This window comes from Methylibium sp. T29-B, from assembly GCF_000576225.1.
In the GTDB taxonomy this organism is placed as follows: Bacteria; Pseudomonadota; Gammaproteobacteria; order Burkholderiales; family Burkholderiaceae_C; genus Methylibium; species Methylibium petroleiphilum.
In genome coordinates, this window is record NZ_AZSN01000010.1 from 1 (window position 1) to 18175 (window position 18175).

Below are 18175 nucleotides of genomic sequence, written 5' to 3' on the forward strand. Positions count from 1 at the left end.
GCAGCATGAAACTGTTGGTCGTTGAGGATGAGATCAAGCTCGCCGAGTACTTGCGCAAGGGCCTGACAGAGGAAGGCTACGTCGTGGATGTCGCCCACGACGGTATCGATGGTCTGCACCTGGCGGTGCAGGGCGACCACCACCTGATCCTGCTCGACGGCATGTTGCCGGGGATCGATGGCCTGGGTTTGCTCGCCGCGCTGCGCCAGAGCAAGCAGACGCCTGTCTTGATGCTGACCGCGCGAATTCGGATCGAGGACCGTGTGAAGGGCTTGCAAGGCGGTGCCGACGACTACCTGGTCAAACCCTTCGCGTTTTCGGAACTCGTGGCCCGGATCGCGGTGCTGCTGCGCCGAACCCGGCCGGCGGGCGATGCCGGCGGAGCCACCGTGCTGTGCCTGGCCGATCTCGAACTCGACCTCGCGCGCCGCCGGGCCACCCGCGCCGGTCAGCGGCTGGAACTCACGGCCAAGGAGTTCACCCTGCTGACGCTGTTGCTGCGCCGTCAAGGCGAAGTGCTGTCGCGCACCGAGATCGCCGAACAGGTGTGGGACATGAACTTCGACAGCGCGACCAACGTCATCGACGTGGCGGTGCGGCGGCTGCGCGGCAAACTCGACGCGCCGTTCAAGCGCCCGCTGCTGCACACCGCCCGGGGCATGGGCTACGTGCTGGAAGCGCGTGAAGAATGAGCAGGCGCACCGCAAGTTCGCTGGGCCGACGCTTGTCGTCCTGGCTGGCACTGCAGAGCCTGGCCGGACTTGCCGCGGTATGCGCTGTGGTCTACGCAGTCACCGACGCGAACCTGTCGGCGCGGCAGCTTGAAGCGATCGCGGAGAAGGAAACGCAGGTCCGGCACCTGCTGGCGGAGTCGGTAATTGACAGCGACACGGCGGCGCTCAAGCACAAGCTTGATGACTTCTTCGTCGGCCACCGCGACCTTGCGCTGTCGCTCCGGCGCCGCGATGGCACCGTGTTCTACGAGAACCTGGCGCCGGCCGGCGACAGCACCGGCGTTCGCGCGGCCCGCTTCGACGTGCCGTCTCCCGCTGCAAAGGATGAGACGCTCTCGGCGACCCTGTCACTTGACACGCGGGACGACAGGTCCCTGCTGTGGCGACTCGGTCTCACGCTGGTGGCCGCCGCAATAGCGGGCGCGATGTTGGTGTCCGCTGGTGGTTTTCTTCTCGTTCGCATCGGCCTGCGTCCCGTGCGGGACCTCGTCGAGCAGACGCGCAGACTCGCGGCCGACACGCTGCACGCTCGCCTGGATGGTTCGGCGCAGCCCGAAGAACTCCAGCCGCTGATTGCGCAGTTCAACGCGCTGCTGGGCAGGCTGGGCCAGGCCTACGAACAGCTCGAGGGTTTCAATGCCGACGTGGCGCACGAACTCTGCACGCCTTTGGCCACACTGATCGGCAGCACCGAACTCGCACTGCGCAAGGCGCGTGGCCTGGACGAACTGCGCGACGTGCTCGGCTGCAACCTCGAAGAACTGCAGCGCATAACACGCATCGTGCAGGACATGCTGTTCCTGTCGCATGCCAACCAAGGGGCAGCAGCGCGGCGCGTACCGGTAGAAAGCCTGGCTGCCGTGGCGCGCGTGGTCGGCGACTATCACGAGGCGGCGCTGGCCGAAGCCGGGCTGCATCTGGAGGTCATCGGCGACGCGGCCGGCGAGTTCGACGCGCCACTGCTTCAGCGCGCCCTGTCCAACCTGGTGGCCAACGCCACCCGTTTTGCCGAGCGCGGAACCGTGATCCGGGTCGAGATCGGTGCGGCGCAATCCGGTGAAGCAACGATCAGCGTCGTCGACCACGGCCTCACCATCGGGGCAGAACATCTGCCCCGGCTGTTCGACCGGTTCTACCGCATTGACCGTTCGCGCAGCAGCGCCGCACAGAATCACGGGCTTGGACTGTCGATCGTCGCGGCCGTCGCACGCATGCACGGCGGCCGAGCCTTTGCCCGTTCCGCCCATGGCGACACATCGATCGGCATGACCCTGCAGAGCGGACCTGCGCCCGGATCGGCCGGCGACTTGCAGGGATGACGGCGAATCCGGCTCGGCCTCGCATCGAAGCATCGGGCTCAGGCCCACGGGGGATCCATGCGCCACACCACACACCCGTCAGCGACCGCTTGCCTGCTGATCAGGTTGCGGCTGCTGCGCCGCGTGCTGGCCGCCGCCGGCCTGGGCTGGGCCCTTGCCGCAACGCCGGCCGAGCGCACGCTGTACAAATCGGTGCTGACCGACGGCCGCGTCGTCTATGGCGACGCACCGGACCCGCGGGCGCGCAGCAACCAGAAGATCAGCGTCGAGGTCCATCCGCCCGATGCAGCCGAGACCGAAGCCGCGCTGCGTGCGCTGGCGATGACGCGCCAGCAGTTGCTGCGCGACGCCGAGGCGCGGGCGGCGCGCTTGCGCCAGATTGAGCGGCAAATCGTCGCCGCCTACGCCGATCTGCAAGCTGCCGAAGCCGAGCGCGAAAGCGGCGTCGCGGTGCAGCAGGGCGACCGGCAGGGGCGGCGTTTCTCGGCTGCGTACCTGCAGCGGCAGCGCACGCTCGAAGCATCGGCCCTGCAGCTGCGGCGCAGCCTGGACGCGCTGCTGCGCGAACGCAGCGCATTGCTGTGACGCGGTTGGCAGCCCCGCCGCGCCGCCGCGTCGTTCAGGCGGCCGTCACAGCCTGCCCCTGGCCCGGTAGACCTTCGGCAGCACCCACCACAACAGCACGATCAAGACCGCGATGCCGCCGGCCGCGACGTTCCCCAACACATGGCCGAACACCGCCGACAGCACCAGTTGTGTCACCAGCACCAGCGCCAACGCGAGCGCGACCGAGCCGAAGATGATCTGGCGCGTGGCCAGCCGCTTGAAGTGCGCGCGGTCGGTCAGCGGTCGTATCACGCGGTGCTGTACGGCGGGCGCGCTCAGCATCACCAAGCTGGCCACCGCCAGCATGAAGGTCGCGATGAAGACGCCCTTCTCGGCCGCCACGACGGCCGCAAAGCCGCTGCTGAACGGCACCGTGATCAGAAACGCCGACAGCAACTGCGCGCTGGGCAGCAACACGCGCAGTTCGCCCAGCATGTCGGTCAGGTCGCCGTCGGCATCGCCGCCAGCCGCCGTTGCGGCGCCCGGGGCACTTTCAAGCGCTGGTACGCCCTCGTTCGTTGTCGTCATGTGGTCTCCTGCCCAGCGGTTGCTCCGCTGGCTGGGACGCTTGTACATCGATTCAGCGGACCTGATGGCTTGGGACGCCCCTGGGCAGCCGCTACGATGCGCCGAGGGAGCAATCGGGCTTCGCGCAGAAAGAAAAAATGAGTGATCCAACGCAGCTGAACACAGTGCCCGACAAACCCGCAGGCACGGCCGCATCGCGCCATCGGAAGGGCCTCACCTGGGCGCTGGCGCTGACCTCGGCCTTCATGGCCATCGAAGTCGTCGGCGCGCTGTGGACCGGCAGCCTGGCGCTGCTGTCCGACGCCGCACACATGCTCACCGATGCCGGCGGAATGGCGCTGGCGCTGCTGGCCATCCGCTTCTCGGAGCGCCCGCGAACGCCGCAGAAGACCTACGGCTATGCGCGCATGGAAGTGCTGTCCGCGCTGACCAATGCCGTCGTGCTGCTGCTGCTGACGATCTACATCTTCTACGAGGCCTACCAGCGCTACCTCAATCCACCCGAGATCCTGGGTGTGCCGATGCTGGCGGTGGCCGCGGCCGGCCTGGTCGTCAACCTGATCAGCATGAAGCTGCTGGCGGCCGGCTCGAAAGAAAGCCTCAACATGAAAGGCGCGTACTTCGAGGTGCTGGGCGACATGCTCGGTTCGCTGGGCGTGCTGGCCGCCGCCGCCATCATCATCTTCACCGGCTGGAAGCTCGCTGATCCGCTCATCGGCGCCGGCATCGGGCTGCTCATCATTCCGCGCACCTGGACCCTGCTCAAGCAGGCGATCCACATCCTGATGGAGGGCACGCCGCCTGAAGTCGACGTCGCGCTGCTCGAGCGCACGCTGCTCGCGATTCCCGGCGTGACCGGGGTGCGCGACCTGCATGTGTGGACCATCACCTCCGGCCTGGACTCGATGAGCGGCCACCTCGTTGTCGATGGCGGCACGGACGCCAAGACCGTGCTCGCTGCGGCGCGGGAGGCCATGGCCACCCGGTTCGCCCTCTCACACACGACGATCGAGATCGAGGATGCCGAAAGCGCCGCGGCCGAGGGCGCACGCGCTGTGTAGCCTCTTCATGCTGGTCGCGGTGTGGAAGGGGCCGCGACGTCGATGTGCAGCACGCTCGCGCAGACCGTGCGTGCATAGTGGCCGCACCATCACGGTGAGCGCAGGCTCCAAGAGTCCGAGCGGGCTTGCCATGGCGCATCAGGCAACATTGGGCCTCCGCCGCGGACGCTGCACGATCAACCCGGCGCTCCATCTTGGTGAGCTGGTGCACGAATGCCACCAGACGGCGCGAGAGGGCACCAAAACAGCGCAACCCGGGCGTTTCAGGCACATTCTCCAGAACCGGGGTGCATGGCACAGAAGCTGCCTATCGGGTGCCGATCGCCTGCGCAGCACCGACCGTCGCCTCGGCGCAGTTCGCCTTCAACGTGGGGGCCGTCAGTGACTACCGCTACCGTGGCATCTCGCAGTCCCGCCTCAAGCCGGCGATCCAGGGTGGTGTGGACTACGCAGCGGGCGGCTTCTACGTCGGGGCGTGGGCCTCGTCGATCAAGTGGATCAAGGACTTTGGCGGTGACGCCGGCGTCGAGATCGACGTCTACGGCGGCTTCAAGGGCGAGGTCATGCCCGGCATCGGCTTCGACGTCGGCGCGCTGACGTACCAGTACCCGAGCAATGACCTGAACCCTTCGGCAAACACCACCGAGCTCTACGGCGCGCTCACATATGGGGCGGCCACGCTGAAGTACTCGCATGCGGTCACCAACACGTTCGCCAACCCTGACAGCAAGAACTCGTTCTACCTCGACCTGTCGGCCGGCTTCGACGTGGGCGGCGGCGTCATGCTGACGCCGCATATCGGCTATCAGAAGATCAAGGGGCCAGTCGGCGGCGCAGCGACCTATACCGATTACGCGCTGACGATCAGCAAGGACTTCAGCGGCCTCGTCGTCAGCGCTGCGATCGTCGGGACCGACGCCGACAAGGTCTTCTACGCCTCGCCCATCAACGGCAAGGAACTCGGCAAACCGGGCATCGTGCTCGGCGTCAAGTACAACTTCTGAAGTCGCGGTTCGCGGGAGCCGGGGGCGCGCACGGCCAGTGGGCGCCCCTGAGGCCCGTGGCCGGGTGCGCGTTCGCCGCCACCTGGGTGTCGGGATGTCGCCCGGGTGTAGGTGTTGCTCTCGACTCGGAACTGCAGCCCCGTCTCCACCTGCACGCGGCCCGCCCCGACCACGTTGCTGCCGTCGGCAAGGCCGGGTCGGTCGGGGTTGATGGTGTCGTCCACCGGCTGTGCCGCAGCCGCGGCTGCGAGCTGCAGCGCCAAGGTCAAGCCCAGTTCCCGCCATTGTCGACAGGACGGCATCCTGGCGGCTACGACTTGAGCCATTCAACGAGCTCGGGGCCCAGCAGCGTGGCGTTGAGCTCCTCGTCCGACTGCGCGACAAAGGCTTCCAGATCGCGGATCACGACCACGCCGGTGTTCTTGAACCGGCGAGCAATCTTCTGTACGAACTCGAAGGTGACGCCCTTGTCCTCGCAGGCGCCGATGAACAGGAAGTAGACCTGGTCGCCGCGCTGTTGCGATTCCTCGAGAACACGCATGGTGCGCGCCTCGTCACTGCCGTCGTTTTCGCCGTCGGTGATGAAGAGCACCAGCGAGCGCCGCTTGTCGTGGGTGTGCGGGGTGCCGTGCTGGTGCACCTGCCCGCTCGGCGACCAGCCGAACAGGCGGCTCAGAAAGCCGGCGCCCTGCGATGAGCGGTGAGCCTCTTCGCACACCTTCCAGCCGAAGTGCTCGAGTGCGCGCTCGAGCACGAAGCTGTAGGTTGTGCCACCGTTCCAGCCCGGAACCCGTTCGACGATGTTGCGCGTGATGTAGTCGCGCGCATCGTCGGGCGTGACCACGCCCACGTAGTGCGCGCTGTCCTCGCCGGCGCTGAAGGTGAAGACGTCCATCTTGCGGTCCGGGTCGAGCACCATGCAGTAAGGCACCAGCCGCTCGAGCAGGATGCTGGTGGTGCCCTCTTCGTGCTCGTGCTCGAACGAGCCCGAGACGTCGATGATGGCGGCCGTTTCCGCCTTTACGTTCGCCACCACGCCGGCCTTGTCGAGCGCCAGCCGCAGCGCGTTGGCCGACTTGTCCAGATTCAGTGTGAGTTTGCTGTTCATGCGTGCTCCTGGTTCAGGGTTTCAACTGGCTGATGATGTCGCGCAGCCGATAGGCCAGCTCACCGGCTTCGGTCTGCGAAACCGTGGTCTTGCTGGCGCCGAGGGTGGTGATGGACGCGATGCTGCCGATGAACGCCGGCATCACGACCAGCGCCACGTTCTGGATGGCGCCGATCAGGCGGATCGGCTGCTCGATCTGCAAATCGCGCGTCGAGCCGGCCTGCCGCATCTGCGCCAGGGTCTGCGTCAGACTCATGCTGCGCTCGGCAAAGCACTGCGCCAGTGCGGCGTCGTCCTGGCGCAGGCGCTCCGACAGGAACAGCGCGCCGATGGCCGCGGCCTCGACCTGAGTCGCGGTCTCCTCCATCGACCCGGACAGGCGCAGCAGCCGGTCCTTCAGGTCCAGCAGGGGGTCGAGCGCCCCACCCATGAGCGCCAGCAGCTGCTCCAGCTCGGCTTGGGCCTTGGCCAGTTCGCCCGGCGTGTCGATGCGGCGGTTGATGCCCTGGAACAGCCGCCCCACGACACCGTCGCCGCTGTGTCCGCAGGCGGCCATCAGGTCGATCGATCCCAGGATGTCCATCATCCGCGCGAGGTAAGCCTGCACCTGGCGCAGCACCGGGCTGCGCGCCAGGGCCAGCATCTCGGCGACGAGTTCTCCGTGCGACTTCTGCAGCTCGTGGCCCCAAAGGATCGCCTTGCGCTGCGATGCCTTGGCGACGACAAAGGTGCCGACCAGCGCCCGCGCCTGCTGGTACACCCCGGCATCAGCGCCCGGCGACAACGCCTGCAGATCGCGCGCGGTCACTTCGATCCGCGTGCGTGCGGCGCCCGGAATGGCTGTCGGCTGCCGCACCACCGGCGGCTGCACTACCGGCGCGACAGCAGATGCACGACGCGCCGGCGACGGCATGTCGTGCGCCGCCGGCACGCTCAGCGCAGGGTTGCGCAGCGAAGCGCCTGAAGCGCCGATGACCGTCGGGCGCAACTTGTCCTTCGCAGACGGCACGGCCAAGCTTTCAGGAGAAGTGGCCCAGCACGTCGTTGAACGTGCCCGTGAAGCCGCGGCCGACGGGCGCGTACTCCCAGCCGTTGTCGCCGTGCATGATGCTGCCCAGCTGCACCACGTTGAACTCGCCGAACTCCTTGGACAGCTGGTAGGCGCCCAGCTCGCGCCCGCCCTCGTCGGCGATGGTGACGGTGCAGACCTCGATGTCGGCGAAGGCCGCCTCGTCCTCGGCCTCGGTCTCGGACCCTTCGTCGTGCCCCGCGCCGTGTTCGGCCTTGTGGACGGTGGCGAAGAGCGGGATCTCGTTCACGCCCGCCGGAAGTTTCGCGCCTTCGATGACGATGGTTTCGGTGTTGCCCTGCACCCGCACGTCGCCGGAGTGCCGCAGCCCGCCCGAGGGCGTGGCAAAGGAGCCGTCGGCCGCGGTCGGCAGCACGCCGGTTTTCGGACTCATCTTCGTCGTGTTGTACGTGGACAGGATCTCTTCGAGCGCCGCGACCTTGGCGCCATTGCCGCCGTTGCGGGCCTCGAGCGCGTGGATGTCGATGTCGTCCTGGTGGTCGGCCTCGCACTGCCAGGCCACGGTCACTTTGAACGTGGCGCCCTTGTTCAGCGAGAGCTGCAGCTTGCGAGCCGGCGCGGCGCCGGGCTTGTCGAGGGTCAGTGTGAGCATGGTTTCTCCGGGGTCGTTGTCAGGCCTGGCGCAGCGCCACGAGCTCGGCGCGAGACTGCTCGAACATCTGCCGCGCCGTCTCGAACTTGGCTTCGGTTTCCTGCTTGGCGGTTTCGACCAGATCGTGGATCTCGCGCGTCTGCGTGATGATCGCGGCGATTTGCTGCGCCTGTGCGACGCGGTTGTCACCGGGCGCCTTGGCCGCGGCGACGGCCACGTCCTTGGTGGCCTGGCCGCGCAGTTGTGTGAGCTGTTGGTCCAGGCGCGCCTGGCGCTGGGCGATCTGCTGCACCGATTTGACGGCGAATGCGCCGTGGATGGCCAGCAGGGTCATCTTGATCGACGCAAAACGCGAGGACACCGTGGTGGCGGTCTCCTGCAGCGTGGCGATTCCGGCGGCCTCGATCTGCTGGATCACCATCTGGTCGGCCGGCAGCCGCGTGTAGGTGCCTTCGAGCGCGAGGGCCCGGCTTTCCAGCAGCCTGAGCTTGTCCTGCAACTCGCGCAGCCGCGCCTGGGCGGTCATGTCGGCGGGGGCGGCAGCGGCGGTCTCTTGCGCCACGACCTGCCGGGCCTTGTCGAGAAACGCGCGCGCCACGGCGGCATCGACGGTGAAGCTGGCGAAGTGCGTGCCGTACGACTGCTTCAGGCTCTCCAGTGCCTGCAGTTCGCCGAACAGCGTCTTCATTTCCTTCGACAGTTCGCCCTCCAGGCGGCCCATCTCGTCGGCCAATGTGCGCGTCCGGCTCGAGATCAAATCGCCGACCTCCTGCATGAACTCGCTGAAGGCCTCTTCGGGCTTGCGGCCGGTGAACTTGGCGAACAGGCCGGCGAAGAACCCCGGGTCCTCGCCTTCCTGAATCTTCTCCAGGATTTCAGGCAGCTTGGCGTCATCGACACCTTTTCAAGGCGCCCGAAAAGCGCGAACACTTTGGACGCCGTCTTCGTGTCGAGCCGGGCCAGAAAGCCGTCCAGCGTCTTTTGCAGCGCCTGTTCGGCACCCAGGCCGATCTTGATGATGTCGCCGGACGGAATGGCCGCGAAGTCGAGCGTGGCCAGTGCCTGCTCGGCTTGCGGCATCTGCTCGGGCCGCAAAGCGATGGCCCCAGTGTCCAAGGGTGCTTGCACCAGCAACTCCTGCGCGGGGGTGGGTACTGCTGCAGTGGCTACCGCAGTCGGGAAAGTGGTGGGTTTCATGAGTTTCTCCTCTGATGACCGGTCGGGACTCCCCAGTCAGGCCGCGCTGTCGACACAGCTTACCCGGCTTGCGCTCCAACGGCGGCCGCAGTCCTCGCATCGCACGCGCTTGGGGCCATCCAGACAACGGGCAAACCCGGTTGGCACAGCAAGATGGCACGTCCGGCAACACCGCGCTGTCACGGTACTTTGGCCCCCTCGATCTCTTGGTCGACCAGCGCCTTCAATTGTGCTTGCCCGAAGTCGCGCAGCGGCGTGCCGTGGTCTCGCACGCCGGGTCGAAAAGTCATCCCAGGCAGGGAGGAATCGCCAAGAGCGCAGAGTCGGTCGGGACGGCTTGCTCACGGCATCCTGGCCAGGCTTGCCTGCAACGCGATTGATCGCCGGCCAAGAACGACTAATTCCGTCACGCGCGTGCCGAAATGCGGTGAAGTGCCGCACTGCATTGAACCCACTCGCTCGCCCCAAACCCTGTAGCTGCTAGACTATTTCGCATGCGTCGTTGGTTCGCCATTGCTCTGCTCGCCTTGTTGCCGTTCCAGTTCACCTGGGCTGCAGTGGCAAGCTATTGCGCGCACGAAAGCGATGCGCAGGCGCAGCACTTCGGACACCACGAGCATCAGCATCATGGTGATTCGACCGTGGACCAGGACAGTGGCGACTTGGCTGGCAAGACCTTGGGCAGCAGCGATCTCGACTGTGGACATTGCCATGGCAGCTGCTCGGCGGTGCCCACACCCTGTGATGGCTTGATGCCACTCGCCATCGCCTCGCATCCGGCCACGCTGGACGAAGGCATCGTGCGCACCCTGACGCACAGCCCGCCCGAGCGCCCTCAGTGGGCACCCCTCGCCTGATCGGCGAGGCGGCCACTTCTTCTTCCTGAAGCCCGTTCGCGCCTGACCGCGTGCCGTCGTCGACGGCCGCTCAGCCGCGACGCGACCTGCTGGGTCGCCCTTGCCGATCTCCCGTGAGTTGTCCTCAACCCTGGAGCATCGGATGCACCGACGAAATTTCATCACGCACGCTCGCTGGCGAACGACCGCCAGTGCCACGCTGGCCCTTGCCTTCGCATTCGCACTGAGCACTGCCGCAGCGGGTGCATTGGCCCAAACCACTGCGAAGCCCGAAGGGTTGACGCTGAGCCAGGCCTTCGAAGCGGCATGGGCGCGCCAACCTGAACTCGCGGCCCTGGCGGCACGCCGGGACGCAGCCCGGGCACAGCAGCAAGCCGCGCAGTCCTGGACACCCGAGCCCTTGGCGGTGGAGGTGACCGGTAAAACCGACCGCCTGAACCGTAACCTCGGCACACGCGAATACGAAGCAGGCCTTGCGATCCCCCTGTGGCTGCCCGGCGAACGCGGGCGCAGCCAGGCACTGGCGCAGGCCGAAGGCCGTGCTGTCGAAAGCCGCACCACCGCAGCCCAGCTGCGGGTGGCCGCCGCCGTGCGTGACGCCTGGTGGAACTGGCAACGCGCGCGTGCCGATGCCGCCACTGCACAGGGCCAACTCGACAACGCACAACGGATCGCAGCCGATGTCGGCAAACGGCTCAAGGCCGGCGATCTGGCACAGGCCGACCAGCACCAGGCCGATGGCGCCGTGGCTGCCGCCCAGGCGACGGTGGCGCAGGCGCAAGCCGCCGTGATCGTGGCCGAGCAGTCCCTGCGCACGCTGGTGGCGTTGCCCGGCCTGGCGCTCACAGCCGGCCCGTCGGATCTCATCGCCGAGCCGGAGCCTGGCGCTGTGGGACCCGACATGGACACGCACGGCGAATTGCTGGCGCTGAAGGACCGCGCCTCGGTGGCCGAAGGCGTGGCGGCCCTGGCGGCCACGCAGTCGCGCGCCAACCCCGAACTGACGATCGCCACCACGCGCGACCGCGGGGTCTCGGGTGAAGCCTGGCAACAGACCTTCACGGTCAGCGTGCGCATTCCTTTTGGGGCGGGTCCGCGTCACGACGCGCGCACGGCGGCCGCGCGGGCCGAGACCATCGAACTGCAGGCGCAGTTGAATCTGGAGCGGGCCCGGCTGGCGGGTGAACGCGACTCGGCCAAGGCACGCACCGAATCCGCCCGGCTGCAGTTGGCAGCGGCGGAGCGCCGCGCACAACTGGCGCGCGAGTCCCGCGGCTTCTTCGACAAGTCCTTCCGCCTGGGCGAGACCGACCTGCCGACCCGGCTGCGCATCGAGGCCGAAGCGGCCGAGGCCGAGCGTCAGGCCGCACGCAGCCGCATCGAGCTCGCAGCCGCCATCTCCGCATGGCGCCAGGCGCTTGGCTTGTTGCCGCAGTGAAGCCCGCAGCTGCGACGAAGCCACCCGACGCTCAACCAAACACCTCTTCCGGACATTCCCCCATGAAGCCCTTCCACACCCTGGTCGCGATTCCTCTCGCGATCCTGATCCTGGCACCGAAACTTGCAATGGCGGGCGACGGCCACGACCACGGCGAAGCCGCACCCACGGCCACCGGCCCCGCCCTGCCCAGATTCGCCGCCGTGTCGGACCTGTTCGAACTGGTCGGCGTGCTCAACGGCAAGCAGATCACGCTGTACCTGGACCGGGCCGCCGACAACAGCCCGGTCACTGAAGCCCAGATCGAACTCGAGATCGGCGGCAAGAAGTTCAAGGCGGCCAAACAAGGCACGGACGAGTTCGAAGTCGTGCTGGCCGAAGCGCCCAAGCCTGGAGTCCTGCCGATCACCGCCACGGTGAGCGCCGGGTCCGACGCCGACCTGCTGGCTGGCGAGCTCGACATCCATGAAGCCGCACACGCTGACGAGGCGGCCCACGCGCATTCGTGGAAGGAATATGCCGGCTGGGCAGCGGGAGGGGTCGCCGTGCTGGCGATCCTGCTGACCGTCGGTCGCCGCGTGCTGTCGTCGCGCCAGACCCGTGTCGGAGGTGTCGCATGAAGCGCGCCCTGATCCTTTCCGGCGCGCGGCTGGCCATCATCGCCAGCATCGTGATGGTGCTGTCCGCGGTGCCTCAAGCACAGGCTGGCGAAGGCCATGACCATGGCGACAGCGGTGCAGCACCCAGTGCCAATGGGCCGCAGCGCCTGCCCGACGGCAGTGTGTTCCTGCCCAAGCCTGCGCAGCGCCAGCTGGGTGTGCGCACCATGGCCACGGTTGACGCCGAGCTGCCGCGCTCGGTGGAACTCACCGGCATGGTGCTGATGGACCCGAACGCCGGGGGCAAGGTGCAGCCGCTGAATGCCGGCCGCATCGAGCCCGGCCCGCGCGGTCTGCCCAATCCGGGCCAAGCGGTGCGCAAGGGCGAGGTGCTGGCCTACGTGGTGCCCTCGGCAGCTCCCATCGAACGCTCCAACCAGTCGTCCCAGCTGGCGGAGCTGCGGGCGGCCAAGTCGCTGGCCGACAAGCGCGTAGCCCGCTTGAAGGAACTGGCGGACACGGTGCCGCGCAAGGACATCGAATCCGCAGAGAGCGAATCCGCCAGTCTGGCCGAACGCATTGCCGCGATCGGTGGCGGCCTGGCCACGCGTGAAGCCCTGGTGGCGCCCGTGTCCGGCGTCATCGCGTCGGCCCACGTCGTGGCGGGCCAGGTGGTGGATGCACGCGAGCTGCTGTTCGAGATCGTCGACCCGAGCCGTCTGCGCATCGAGGCCCTGGCCTTTGATCCTGCCTTGGCGGCCAATGTGGGCAGCGCCACGCTGTCTGTCGGCAACCAGCGCGTGCCACTGGAGTTCATCGGTGCCGCGCGCAGCCTGCGCGAGCAGGCGCTGCCGCTGGGTTTCCGCGCCCAGGGCGTCGCCCTCAACAGCCTGGCCGTCGGCCAGCCGGTGCGTGTCTTCGTGCAGACCAAGGAGAAGGTCAAGGGGCTGGCGGTGCCGGTCGCTTCGCTGATGAAGAACCCGGCCAACCAGACCATCGTCTGGGTCAAGACCGCGCCGGAACGGTTCGAGCCCCGCACGGTGACGACCGAATCGCTGGACGGCATCAGCGTGTCGGTCACCGCCGGCCTGAAGGCTGGCGACAAGGTCGCCACTCAAGGCGCCAGTTTGATCAACCAGGTGCGCTGACATGTTCAAGTGGCTACTCGACAACAGCCTCGGCAACCGGCTGCTGGTGATCATCGCCAGCGTGGTGCTGATGGCCTACGGCGCGTTCACGCTGACGCGCACGCCGGTGGATGTGTTCCCTGACCTCAACAAGCCCACGGTGACCATCATCACCGAGGCCGGCGGCATGGCCGCCGAGGAAGTGGAACAGCTCATCACCTTCCCGCTGGAAACCACGATGAACGGCCTGCCGGGCGTGGAGACGATCCGTTCCACCTCGTCGGCCGGCCTGTCGTTCATCTACGTCACCTTCGACTGGAGCACCGACATCTTCCGTGCCCGCCAACTCGTCAGCGAGCGACTCGCGGCGATGGAGGAAGGCATTGCCGAAGGCGTGCTGCCCCGCATGGGCCCGATCAGCTCGATCATGGGCGAGATCATGCAGATCGCGATCCCCGTGGACACCACGAAGATCAGCGCGATGGCGGTGCGCGAGTACGCCGACTGGGTGTTGCGACCCCGCCTGCTGTCGGTGCAGGGCGTGGCGCAGGTCATCCCCATCGGAGGTGAGGTGCGGCAGTTCCAGGTGCAGCCCAACACCGTGCGCATGGCCGAACTCGGCATCACGCACGAGCAACTGGAAGCGGCGTTGAAGGGCTATTCCAGCAACACCTCGGGCGGTTTCCTGGAGCTGAACGGGCGTGAGTACCTGATCCGCAACCTGGGCCGAACCTCGTTGCTGGACGACCTGAAGAACCTGGCCCTGACATCCAAAGCGGGCCAACCGATCCTGATGCGCCAGATCGCCGAGGTGACTTTCGCTGCGGCCAACAAGCGCGGCGATGCCGGTTACGAGGGCCAACCGGCCGTCATCCTGGGCATCCAGAAGCAGCCTTCGGCCGACACCATCGCGCTGACACGCAACATCGAGGAAGCCTTGGCGGGACTGAAGACTTCCTTGCCCGCCGGCATGCAGGAGCCCAAGGTCACCTTCCGCCAGGCCAGCTTCATCGAGGCTTCGATCACGACGCTGCAGGGCAAGCTGATCGGCGCTTCGGTGTTCGTGGCGGTGATCCTGTTCTTCTTCCTCGGCACGTTGCGGCCGACCATCATCGCGCTGACCGCCATCCCGGTGTCGATCTTCATCACCGCGCTGGTCTTCCGCTACTTCGGGTTGTCGATCAACACGATGACGTTGGGTGGCCTGGCCATCGCCATCGGCGGGCTGGTCGACGATGCCGTGGTGGGTGTCGAAAACGTACTGCGCCGCTTGAAGGAAGACCGCGCCAAGCACCCGCACTCGCGCATCCACCCTCTGGAAGTGGTGGCGCACGCCACGATGGAAGTGCGCTCGGCGATCCTCTATGCCACGGTGATCATCGTGCTGGTCTTCATCCCGCTGTTTGCGCTGCCGGGGCTGGAAGGCAAGCTGTTCGTGCCACTCGGCATCGCGTTCATCGTGTCGACGCTGGCCTCGCTGATCGTCTCGGTCACGGTGACGCCGGTGCTCAGCTTCTACCTGCTGCCGCGGATGAAGAACCTGGACCATGGCGACACGAAAGTGCTGCGCTGGTTGAAGTCGGCCTATCAGTCGTCTCTGCAGTCCGTGCTGAATACACCGAAGGCGGCGATGGCGGCAGCCGGCGTGGCAGTAGTGGTGGCGGCGGCGGCTGTTCCGTTCTTTCCGACCACCTTCCTGCCGCCCTTCAATGAAGGTACGCTGCTAATCGGCCTGCGCCTGAATCCCGGTGTCACGCTGGCCGAAACCTCCGCGCTGGCGCGCCAGGCCGAAGTGCTGGTGAGCCAGGTGCCCGAGGTCACGCACGTGGGCCGGCGCAGCGGCCGCGCCGAACTGGACGAACACGCCGAAGGGGTGCACGTCAGCGAGCTCGACGTCGGCCTGAAGCCCACCGCCGAGCTGACGCGCACGATGGACGAGATCAAGGCCGACATCCGCGCGCGGCTGATCAACCTGCCCGCCGCACTGGAGATCGGCCAGCCGATCTCGCACCGCATCGACCACATGCTGTCGGGCGTGCGTTCGCAGATCGCCATCAAGATCTTCGGCGAGGACCTGGACGCGCTGCGTGGCCAGGCCGATGTGCTGCGCGCGAAGCTGGCCGCCATCCCCGGCATCGCGACCTGCAGATCGAGAAGCAGGTGCTGGCGCCGCAGATCAAGGTGCGGGTGGACTACGCCGCCGCGGCCCAGTACGGCGTGCCCGCTCCCCAGGTGCTGACCACGCTGCAGAACCTGGTCGAAGGCGAGAAGATCACGCAGATCGTCGAGGGCAGTCGGCGATTTGCGCTGGTGGTGCGGCTGCCGGAATCGGCCCGCTCGGTCGAGGGCCTGGGCCAGATCCTGATCGAGACGCCGAACGGCCGCATCCCGCTGTCGAAGATCGCGACCATCGAAGACGGCGACGGCCCGAACCAGATCAGCCGCGACGACGGCAAGCGGCGAATCGTGCTGTCGGCCAATGCGTCGGGGCGGGCCTTGTCGGAGATCGTGGCCGACATCCGCAGGGTGGTGGCCGAGACGAAGCTGCCCGAGGGCTACTTCATCACCCTGGGCGGCCAGTTCCAGGCGCAGGAGGAAGCCTCGCGCCTGGTCGGCCTGCTCAGCATCGTGTCGCTGACGCTGATGTTCGTGGTGCTCTACAGCCGCTACAAGTCCAGTGTGCTGGCGGCGCTGATCATGGTGAACATTCCTTTGGCGCTGGTCGGTGCGGTGCTGGGTTTGTGGCTCTCGGGCCAGCCCTTGTCCGTTGCCGCACTGGTGGGCTTCATCACCCTGGCCGGCATCTCGGTGCGCAACGGCATCCTGAAGGTCAGCCACTACATCAACCTGATGCGCTTCGAGGGTGAGAACTTCGACCACAAGATGATCCTGCGTGGCTCGCTGGAACGGCTGAGCCCGGTGCTGATGACGGCGCTGGTGACGGCCTTCGCGCTGGCGCCGCTGCTGTTCGAGGCCGAGCAGCCCGGCACCGAAGTGCTGCACCCGGTGGCCGTCGTGATCTTCAGCGGCCTCATCAGCTCCACCCTGCTCGACACCTTCCTCACACCCGCGATGTTCTGGCTCTTCGGCCGCAAGCCTGCCGAAGCGTTGATGGACAGCAAGGATGCCGAAGCACTTTGATCCCTTCCCCCTGTCAATGTTTTCCAACCCCTGAAAGGACTCTCATGAAGACGACAACCCTCCTCGCGGCCCTTGCCCTGACCCTGGCCGGCACGGCCTTCGCTGCCGGCGGACACGACCATTCGCCCAAGCATGGCGGCGTGGTCGCCGAGGCCAAGGACATGGACTACGAACTGGTCGCCAAGCCAGCCGCGATCCAGTTGCACCTGCGCGACCACGGCAAACCGGCTGACGTGTCAAAGGCCAGCGCCAAGCTGACCTTGCTGACCGGTGCCGAGAAGCAGGAAGTCGAGCTGAAGCCAGCTGGCGACAAGCTCGAAGCAACCGGCAGTTTCAAGGTCGGCCCGGGCACCAAGGCCGTTGCTGTCGTCACCATGTCCGGCAAACCGGCCGGCACGGTGCGTTTCACGATCAAGTAGGGAACGCCGCCGTGGACCACTCCAGACTTCCCCAACGCAGAACCCTGTTGATTGGCCTGGCGGCAGTCGGGTTGGTCCCGCTCGCGGGCTGCATGACCAAACCGATGCGCCCGGCCAACGCGGACGGCACCTACTGCTTTGCGATCGGCAAGTGGCACAGCCGCAAGCTCACCTGCACGACGGCGCCCATCCCGCCGGAGCAGGTCGAGATGGCGGCAAAGCGGTTTGAAGCTGTGCCAGACATGCTGACCGTGTATGTCGTTCGCAAGCGCTGGGGGGACGCGAGGAACGCGGTCAGGCTGACGCCAGACATGGGCTCTGCCATCGTGACGGTCCCCGAGTCCTTCGTGCGGCTTCGCCTCAAGCCTGGATCGCACACGCTGGCGGCAGCTTGGGACGAAGGGCGTGCATCCATCGACATCGCAGGCGCAGCAGGTGACGTTGTCTTCATCGAACTGGTCGGTTCGGTCTGGTCGTGGGGCAGCAGTTACCGGCTAGAGCGCGGCGACCCCACGGAATCGCGTGCTCGGGCTGCGCCTCTGCGCCTGGTCGCGGATGTTGGCTAATTGCGCTTGAGCGCCTGCCTTCTCAACGGGTGTGCCGGCTTCGCGATGCCAGCCTATTTGCCTGCAACCCGTTGCATGTGGAGCGACAGCGCGGGTGGAGTTGCCGTTGTCCGATGTTCCCTGACCTCGGCCGACTCGACACAAGAACGGGAGGCGCGCGATGAGGATGCAGCTGCCGGATGCAGCGATCGCACAGACGATGCTGTGGATCTGGGTGGCCGTCGTGGTCGTCGCTCTCGTGCTGGTCGCGCTTTGGCGTCGATGGCGGAGGGCCCACCCACCGCCGAAACCCGAACAGAAGCTCACCTACAGCCAATCGCTGTCGAAGCGGCTGTCGGCTGCCCGCCGCGACGGCAAAGGCAAACGGCAACGCGGGCCACCAGATGCTGGTGGCCCGCACGAGCGCTGAGGCTTGCCGGGTGCTCAGCCGCCGCGTTGCAGGTCCATCCGCGCGCGGCGCTGTTCGGGCGACTCGTTCAGCAGCTCGGCGATCACCTGCTGGCGGGTCTTGCCGGGCCCAGTGGCCTTCATGGGCAACGGCGTGTTGCGCTGCATCAGTGCGAGCGTGCCGTCCTTGCGAGCCGCCTCGACCTCAGCCATCACCTGGCCACGTGTCTTGGTGCCCTTCCAGTGGTCGGGGTGCTCGGTGTACCCGGCGTCAGTGTTAGCGGGGTGATACAGGGAGTTGGCCTGCGCCATCACCGGCAGCGTCATGGCCAGCGCAACGAGGGGCAAGGCGGCGTGTTTGCGAAAGTTCATGGTCAGGGTTCCTTGAAGAAGAGGTTGCCT

The 18175-nt window shown here is 66.9% G+C and carries 19 protein-coding genes and 1 pseudogene; 13 read left to right on the top strand and 7 right to left on the bottom strand.

The annotated features are described in order from the left end of the window. Window positions 1–5 precede the first annotated feature (5 nt). The 3 genes from Y694_RS03150 to Y694_RS03160 all read left to right on the top strand — a co-directional run bounded on the left by Y694_RS03150 (window position 6) and on the right by Y694_RS03160 (window position 2638). A complete protein-coding gene (locus Y694_RS03150) occupies window positions 6–692 on the top strand; it encodes a heavy metal response regulator transcription factor (protein ID WP_036229827.1) in 687 nt (228 codons plus the stop codon). Continuing rightward, window positions 689–2053 carry a heavy metal sensor histidine kinase gene (locus Y694_RS03155; protein WP_051495535.1) on the top strand — a complete coding sequence of 455 codons (1365 nt, stop codon included), beginning with the start codon at window positions 689–691 and terminating at the stop codon, window positions 2051–2053. Before Y694_RS03150 ends, Y694_RS03155 begins: the two co-directional genes overlap by 4 nt. Before the next feature lie 123 nt (window positions 2054–2176). Beyond that, on the top strand, window positions 2177–2638 hold the full coding sequence (locus tag Y694_RS03160) for a DUF4124 domain-containing protein (RefSeq protein ID WP_161727941.1): 462 nt from the start codon (window positions 2177–2179) through the stop codon (window positions 2636–2638). 45 nt (window positions 2639–2683) lie between these two features. On the opposite strand, the gene Y694_RS03165 is transcribed toward Y694_RS03160, so the two are convergent. Further along, on the bottom strand, window positions 2684–3187 hold the full coding sequence (locus Y694_RS03165) for a DUF6328 family protein (protein WP_036229762.1): 504 nt from the start codon (window positions 3185–3187) through the stop codon (window positions 2684–2686). A gap of 164 nt (window positions 3188–3351) precedes the next feature. Between Y694_RS03165 and Y694_RS03170 the strand changes: the two genes are divergently transcribed. After that, window positions 3352–4248 (top strand): cation diffusion facilitator family transporter, encoded by an 897-nt coding sequence (locus tag Y694_RS03170; protein WP_036229833.1) that lies wholly within the window; start codon window positions 3352–3354, stop codon window positions 4246–4248. A 197-nt stretch (window positions 4249–4445) separates the two neighbouring features. Then, window positions 4446–5252 carry a TorF family putative porin gene (locus Y694_RS03175; RefSeq protein ID WP_231497514.1) on the top strand — a complete coding sequence of 269 codons (807 nt, stop codon included), beginning with the start codon at window positions 4446–4448 and terminating at the stop codon, window positions 5250–5252. Between the two features lie 310 nt (window positions 5253–5562). Here the strand turns inward: Y694_RS03175 and Y694_RS03180 are convergent, their stop codons facing one another. Genes Y694_RS03180 through Y694_RS24655 form a run of 5 tightly spaced genes read right to left on the bottom strand, consistent with a single transcriptional unit; the run spans window position 5563 to window position 9239 of the window. Continuing rightward, the gene (locus Y694_RS03180; protein ID WP_036229767.1) at window positions 5563–6360 is read right to left on the bottom strand and encodes a VWA domain-containing protein; all 798 of its coding nucleotides are present in this window, start codon (window positions 6358–6360) and stop codon (window positions 5563–5565) included. A gap of 13 nt (window positions 6361–6373) precedes the next feature. Continuing rightward, on the bottom strand, window positions 6374–7369 hold the full coding sequence (locus tag Y694_RS03185; RefSeq protein WP_152543380.1) for a hypothetical protein: 996 nt from the start codon (window positions 7367–7369) through the stop codon (window positions 6374–6376). Window positions 7370–7379: 10 nt separating this feature from the next. Beyond that, window positions 7380–8042 (bottom strand): TerD family protein, encoded by a 663-nt coding sequence (locus Y694_RS03190; RefSeq protein ID WP_036229772.1) that lies wholly within the window; start codon window positions 8040–8042, stop codon window positions 7380–7382. A 19-nt stretch (window positions 8043–8061) separates the two neighbouring features. Continuing rightward, window positions 8062–8799 (bottom strand): hypothetical protein, encoded by a 738-nt coding sequence (locus Y694_RS24650; protein ID WP_197028721.1) that lies wholly within the window; start codon window positions 8797–8799, stop codon window positions 8062–8064. Beyond that, on the bottom strand, window positions 8796–9239 hold the full coding sequence (locus Y694_RS24655) for a hypothetical protein (protein WP_197028722.1): 444 nt from the start codon (window positions 9237–9239) through the stop codon (window positions 8796–8798). The genes Y694_RS24650 and Y694_RS24655 overlap by 4 nt, the downstream gene beginning before the upstream one ends. Before the next feature lie 494 nt (window positions 9240–9733). On the opposite strand from Y694_RS24655, the gene Y694_RS03200 reads away from it, so the two are divergent. From Y694_RS03200 to Y694_RS03235, 8 genes and pseudogenes are all read left to right on the top strand, one after another. Then, window positions 9734–10096 (top strand): hypothetical protein, encoded by a 363-nt coding sequence (locus Y694_RS03200; protein WP_036229774.1) that lies wholly within the window; start codon window positions 9734–9736, stop codon window positions 10094–10096. Between the two features lie 142 nt (window positions 10097–10238). Next, window positions 10239–11534 (top strand): TolC family protein, encoded by a 1296-nt coding sequence (locus Y694_RS03205; protein WP_051495537.1) that lies wholly within the window; start codon window positions 10239–10241, stop codon window positions 11532–11534. A 62-nt stretch (window positions 11535–11596) separates the two neighbouring features. Further along, complete coding sequence (locus tag Y694_RS03210) at window positions 11597–12154, top strand: hypothetical protein (protein ID WP_036229778.1); 558 nt, start codon at window positions 11597–11599, stop codon at window positions 12152–12154. Continuing rightward, window positions 12151–13281 carry an efflux RND transporter periplasmic adaptor subunit gene (locus Y694_RS03215; RefSeq protein ID WP_036229781.1) on the top strand — a complete coding sequence of 377 codons (1131 nt, stop codon included), beginning with the start codon at window positions 12151–12153 and terminating at the stop codon, window positions 13279–13281. The genes Y694_RS03210 and Y694_RS03215 overlap by 4 nt, the downstream gene beginning before the upstream one ends. A 70-nt stretch (window positions 13282–13351) precedes the next feature. Continuing rightward, window positions 13352–16401 (top strand): annotated as a pseudogene (locus Y694_RS03220) (efflux RND transporter permease subunit). Between the two features lie 44 nt (window positions 16402–16445). After that, on the top strand, window positions 16446–16820 hold the full coding sequence (locus Y694_RS03225) for a hypothetical protein (protein ID WP_036229783.1): 375 nt from the start codon (window positions 16446–16448) through the stop codon (window positions 16818–16820). A 92-nt stretch (window positions 16821–16912) separates the two neighbouring features. Beyond that, window positions 16913–17386, top strand: coding sequence for a hypothetical protein (locus Y694_RS03230; RefSeq protein ID WP_152543381.1), 474 nt, complete (start codon window positions 16913–16915; stop codon window positions 17384–17386). A 160-nt stretch (window positions 17387–17546) separates the two neighbouring features. After that, entirely contained in the window at window positions 17547–17795 is a 249-nt protein-coding gene (locus tag Y694_RS03235) for a hypothetical protein (protein ID WP_152543382.1), read from the top strand. 14 nt (window positions 17796–17809) lie between these two features. Here Y694_RS03235 and Y694_RS03240 read toward each other — a convergent pair whose 3' ends face one another. Further along, window positions 17810–18145 (bottom strand): DUF4148 domain-containing protein, encoded by a 336-nt coding sequence (locus tag Y694_RS03240; RefSeq protein WP_036229786.1) that lies wholly within the window; start codon window positions 18143–18145, stop codon window positions 17810–17812. Between the last annotated feature and the right edge of the window lie 30 nt (window positions 18146–18175).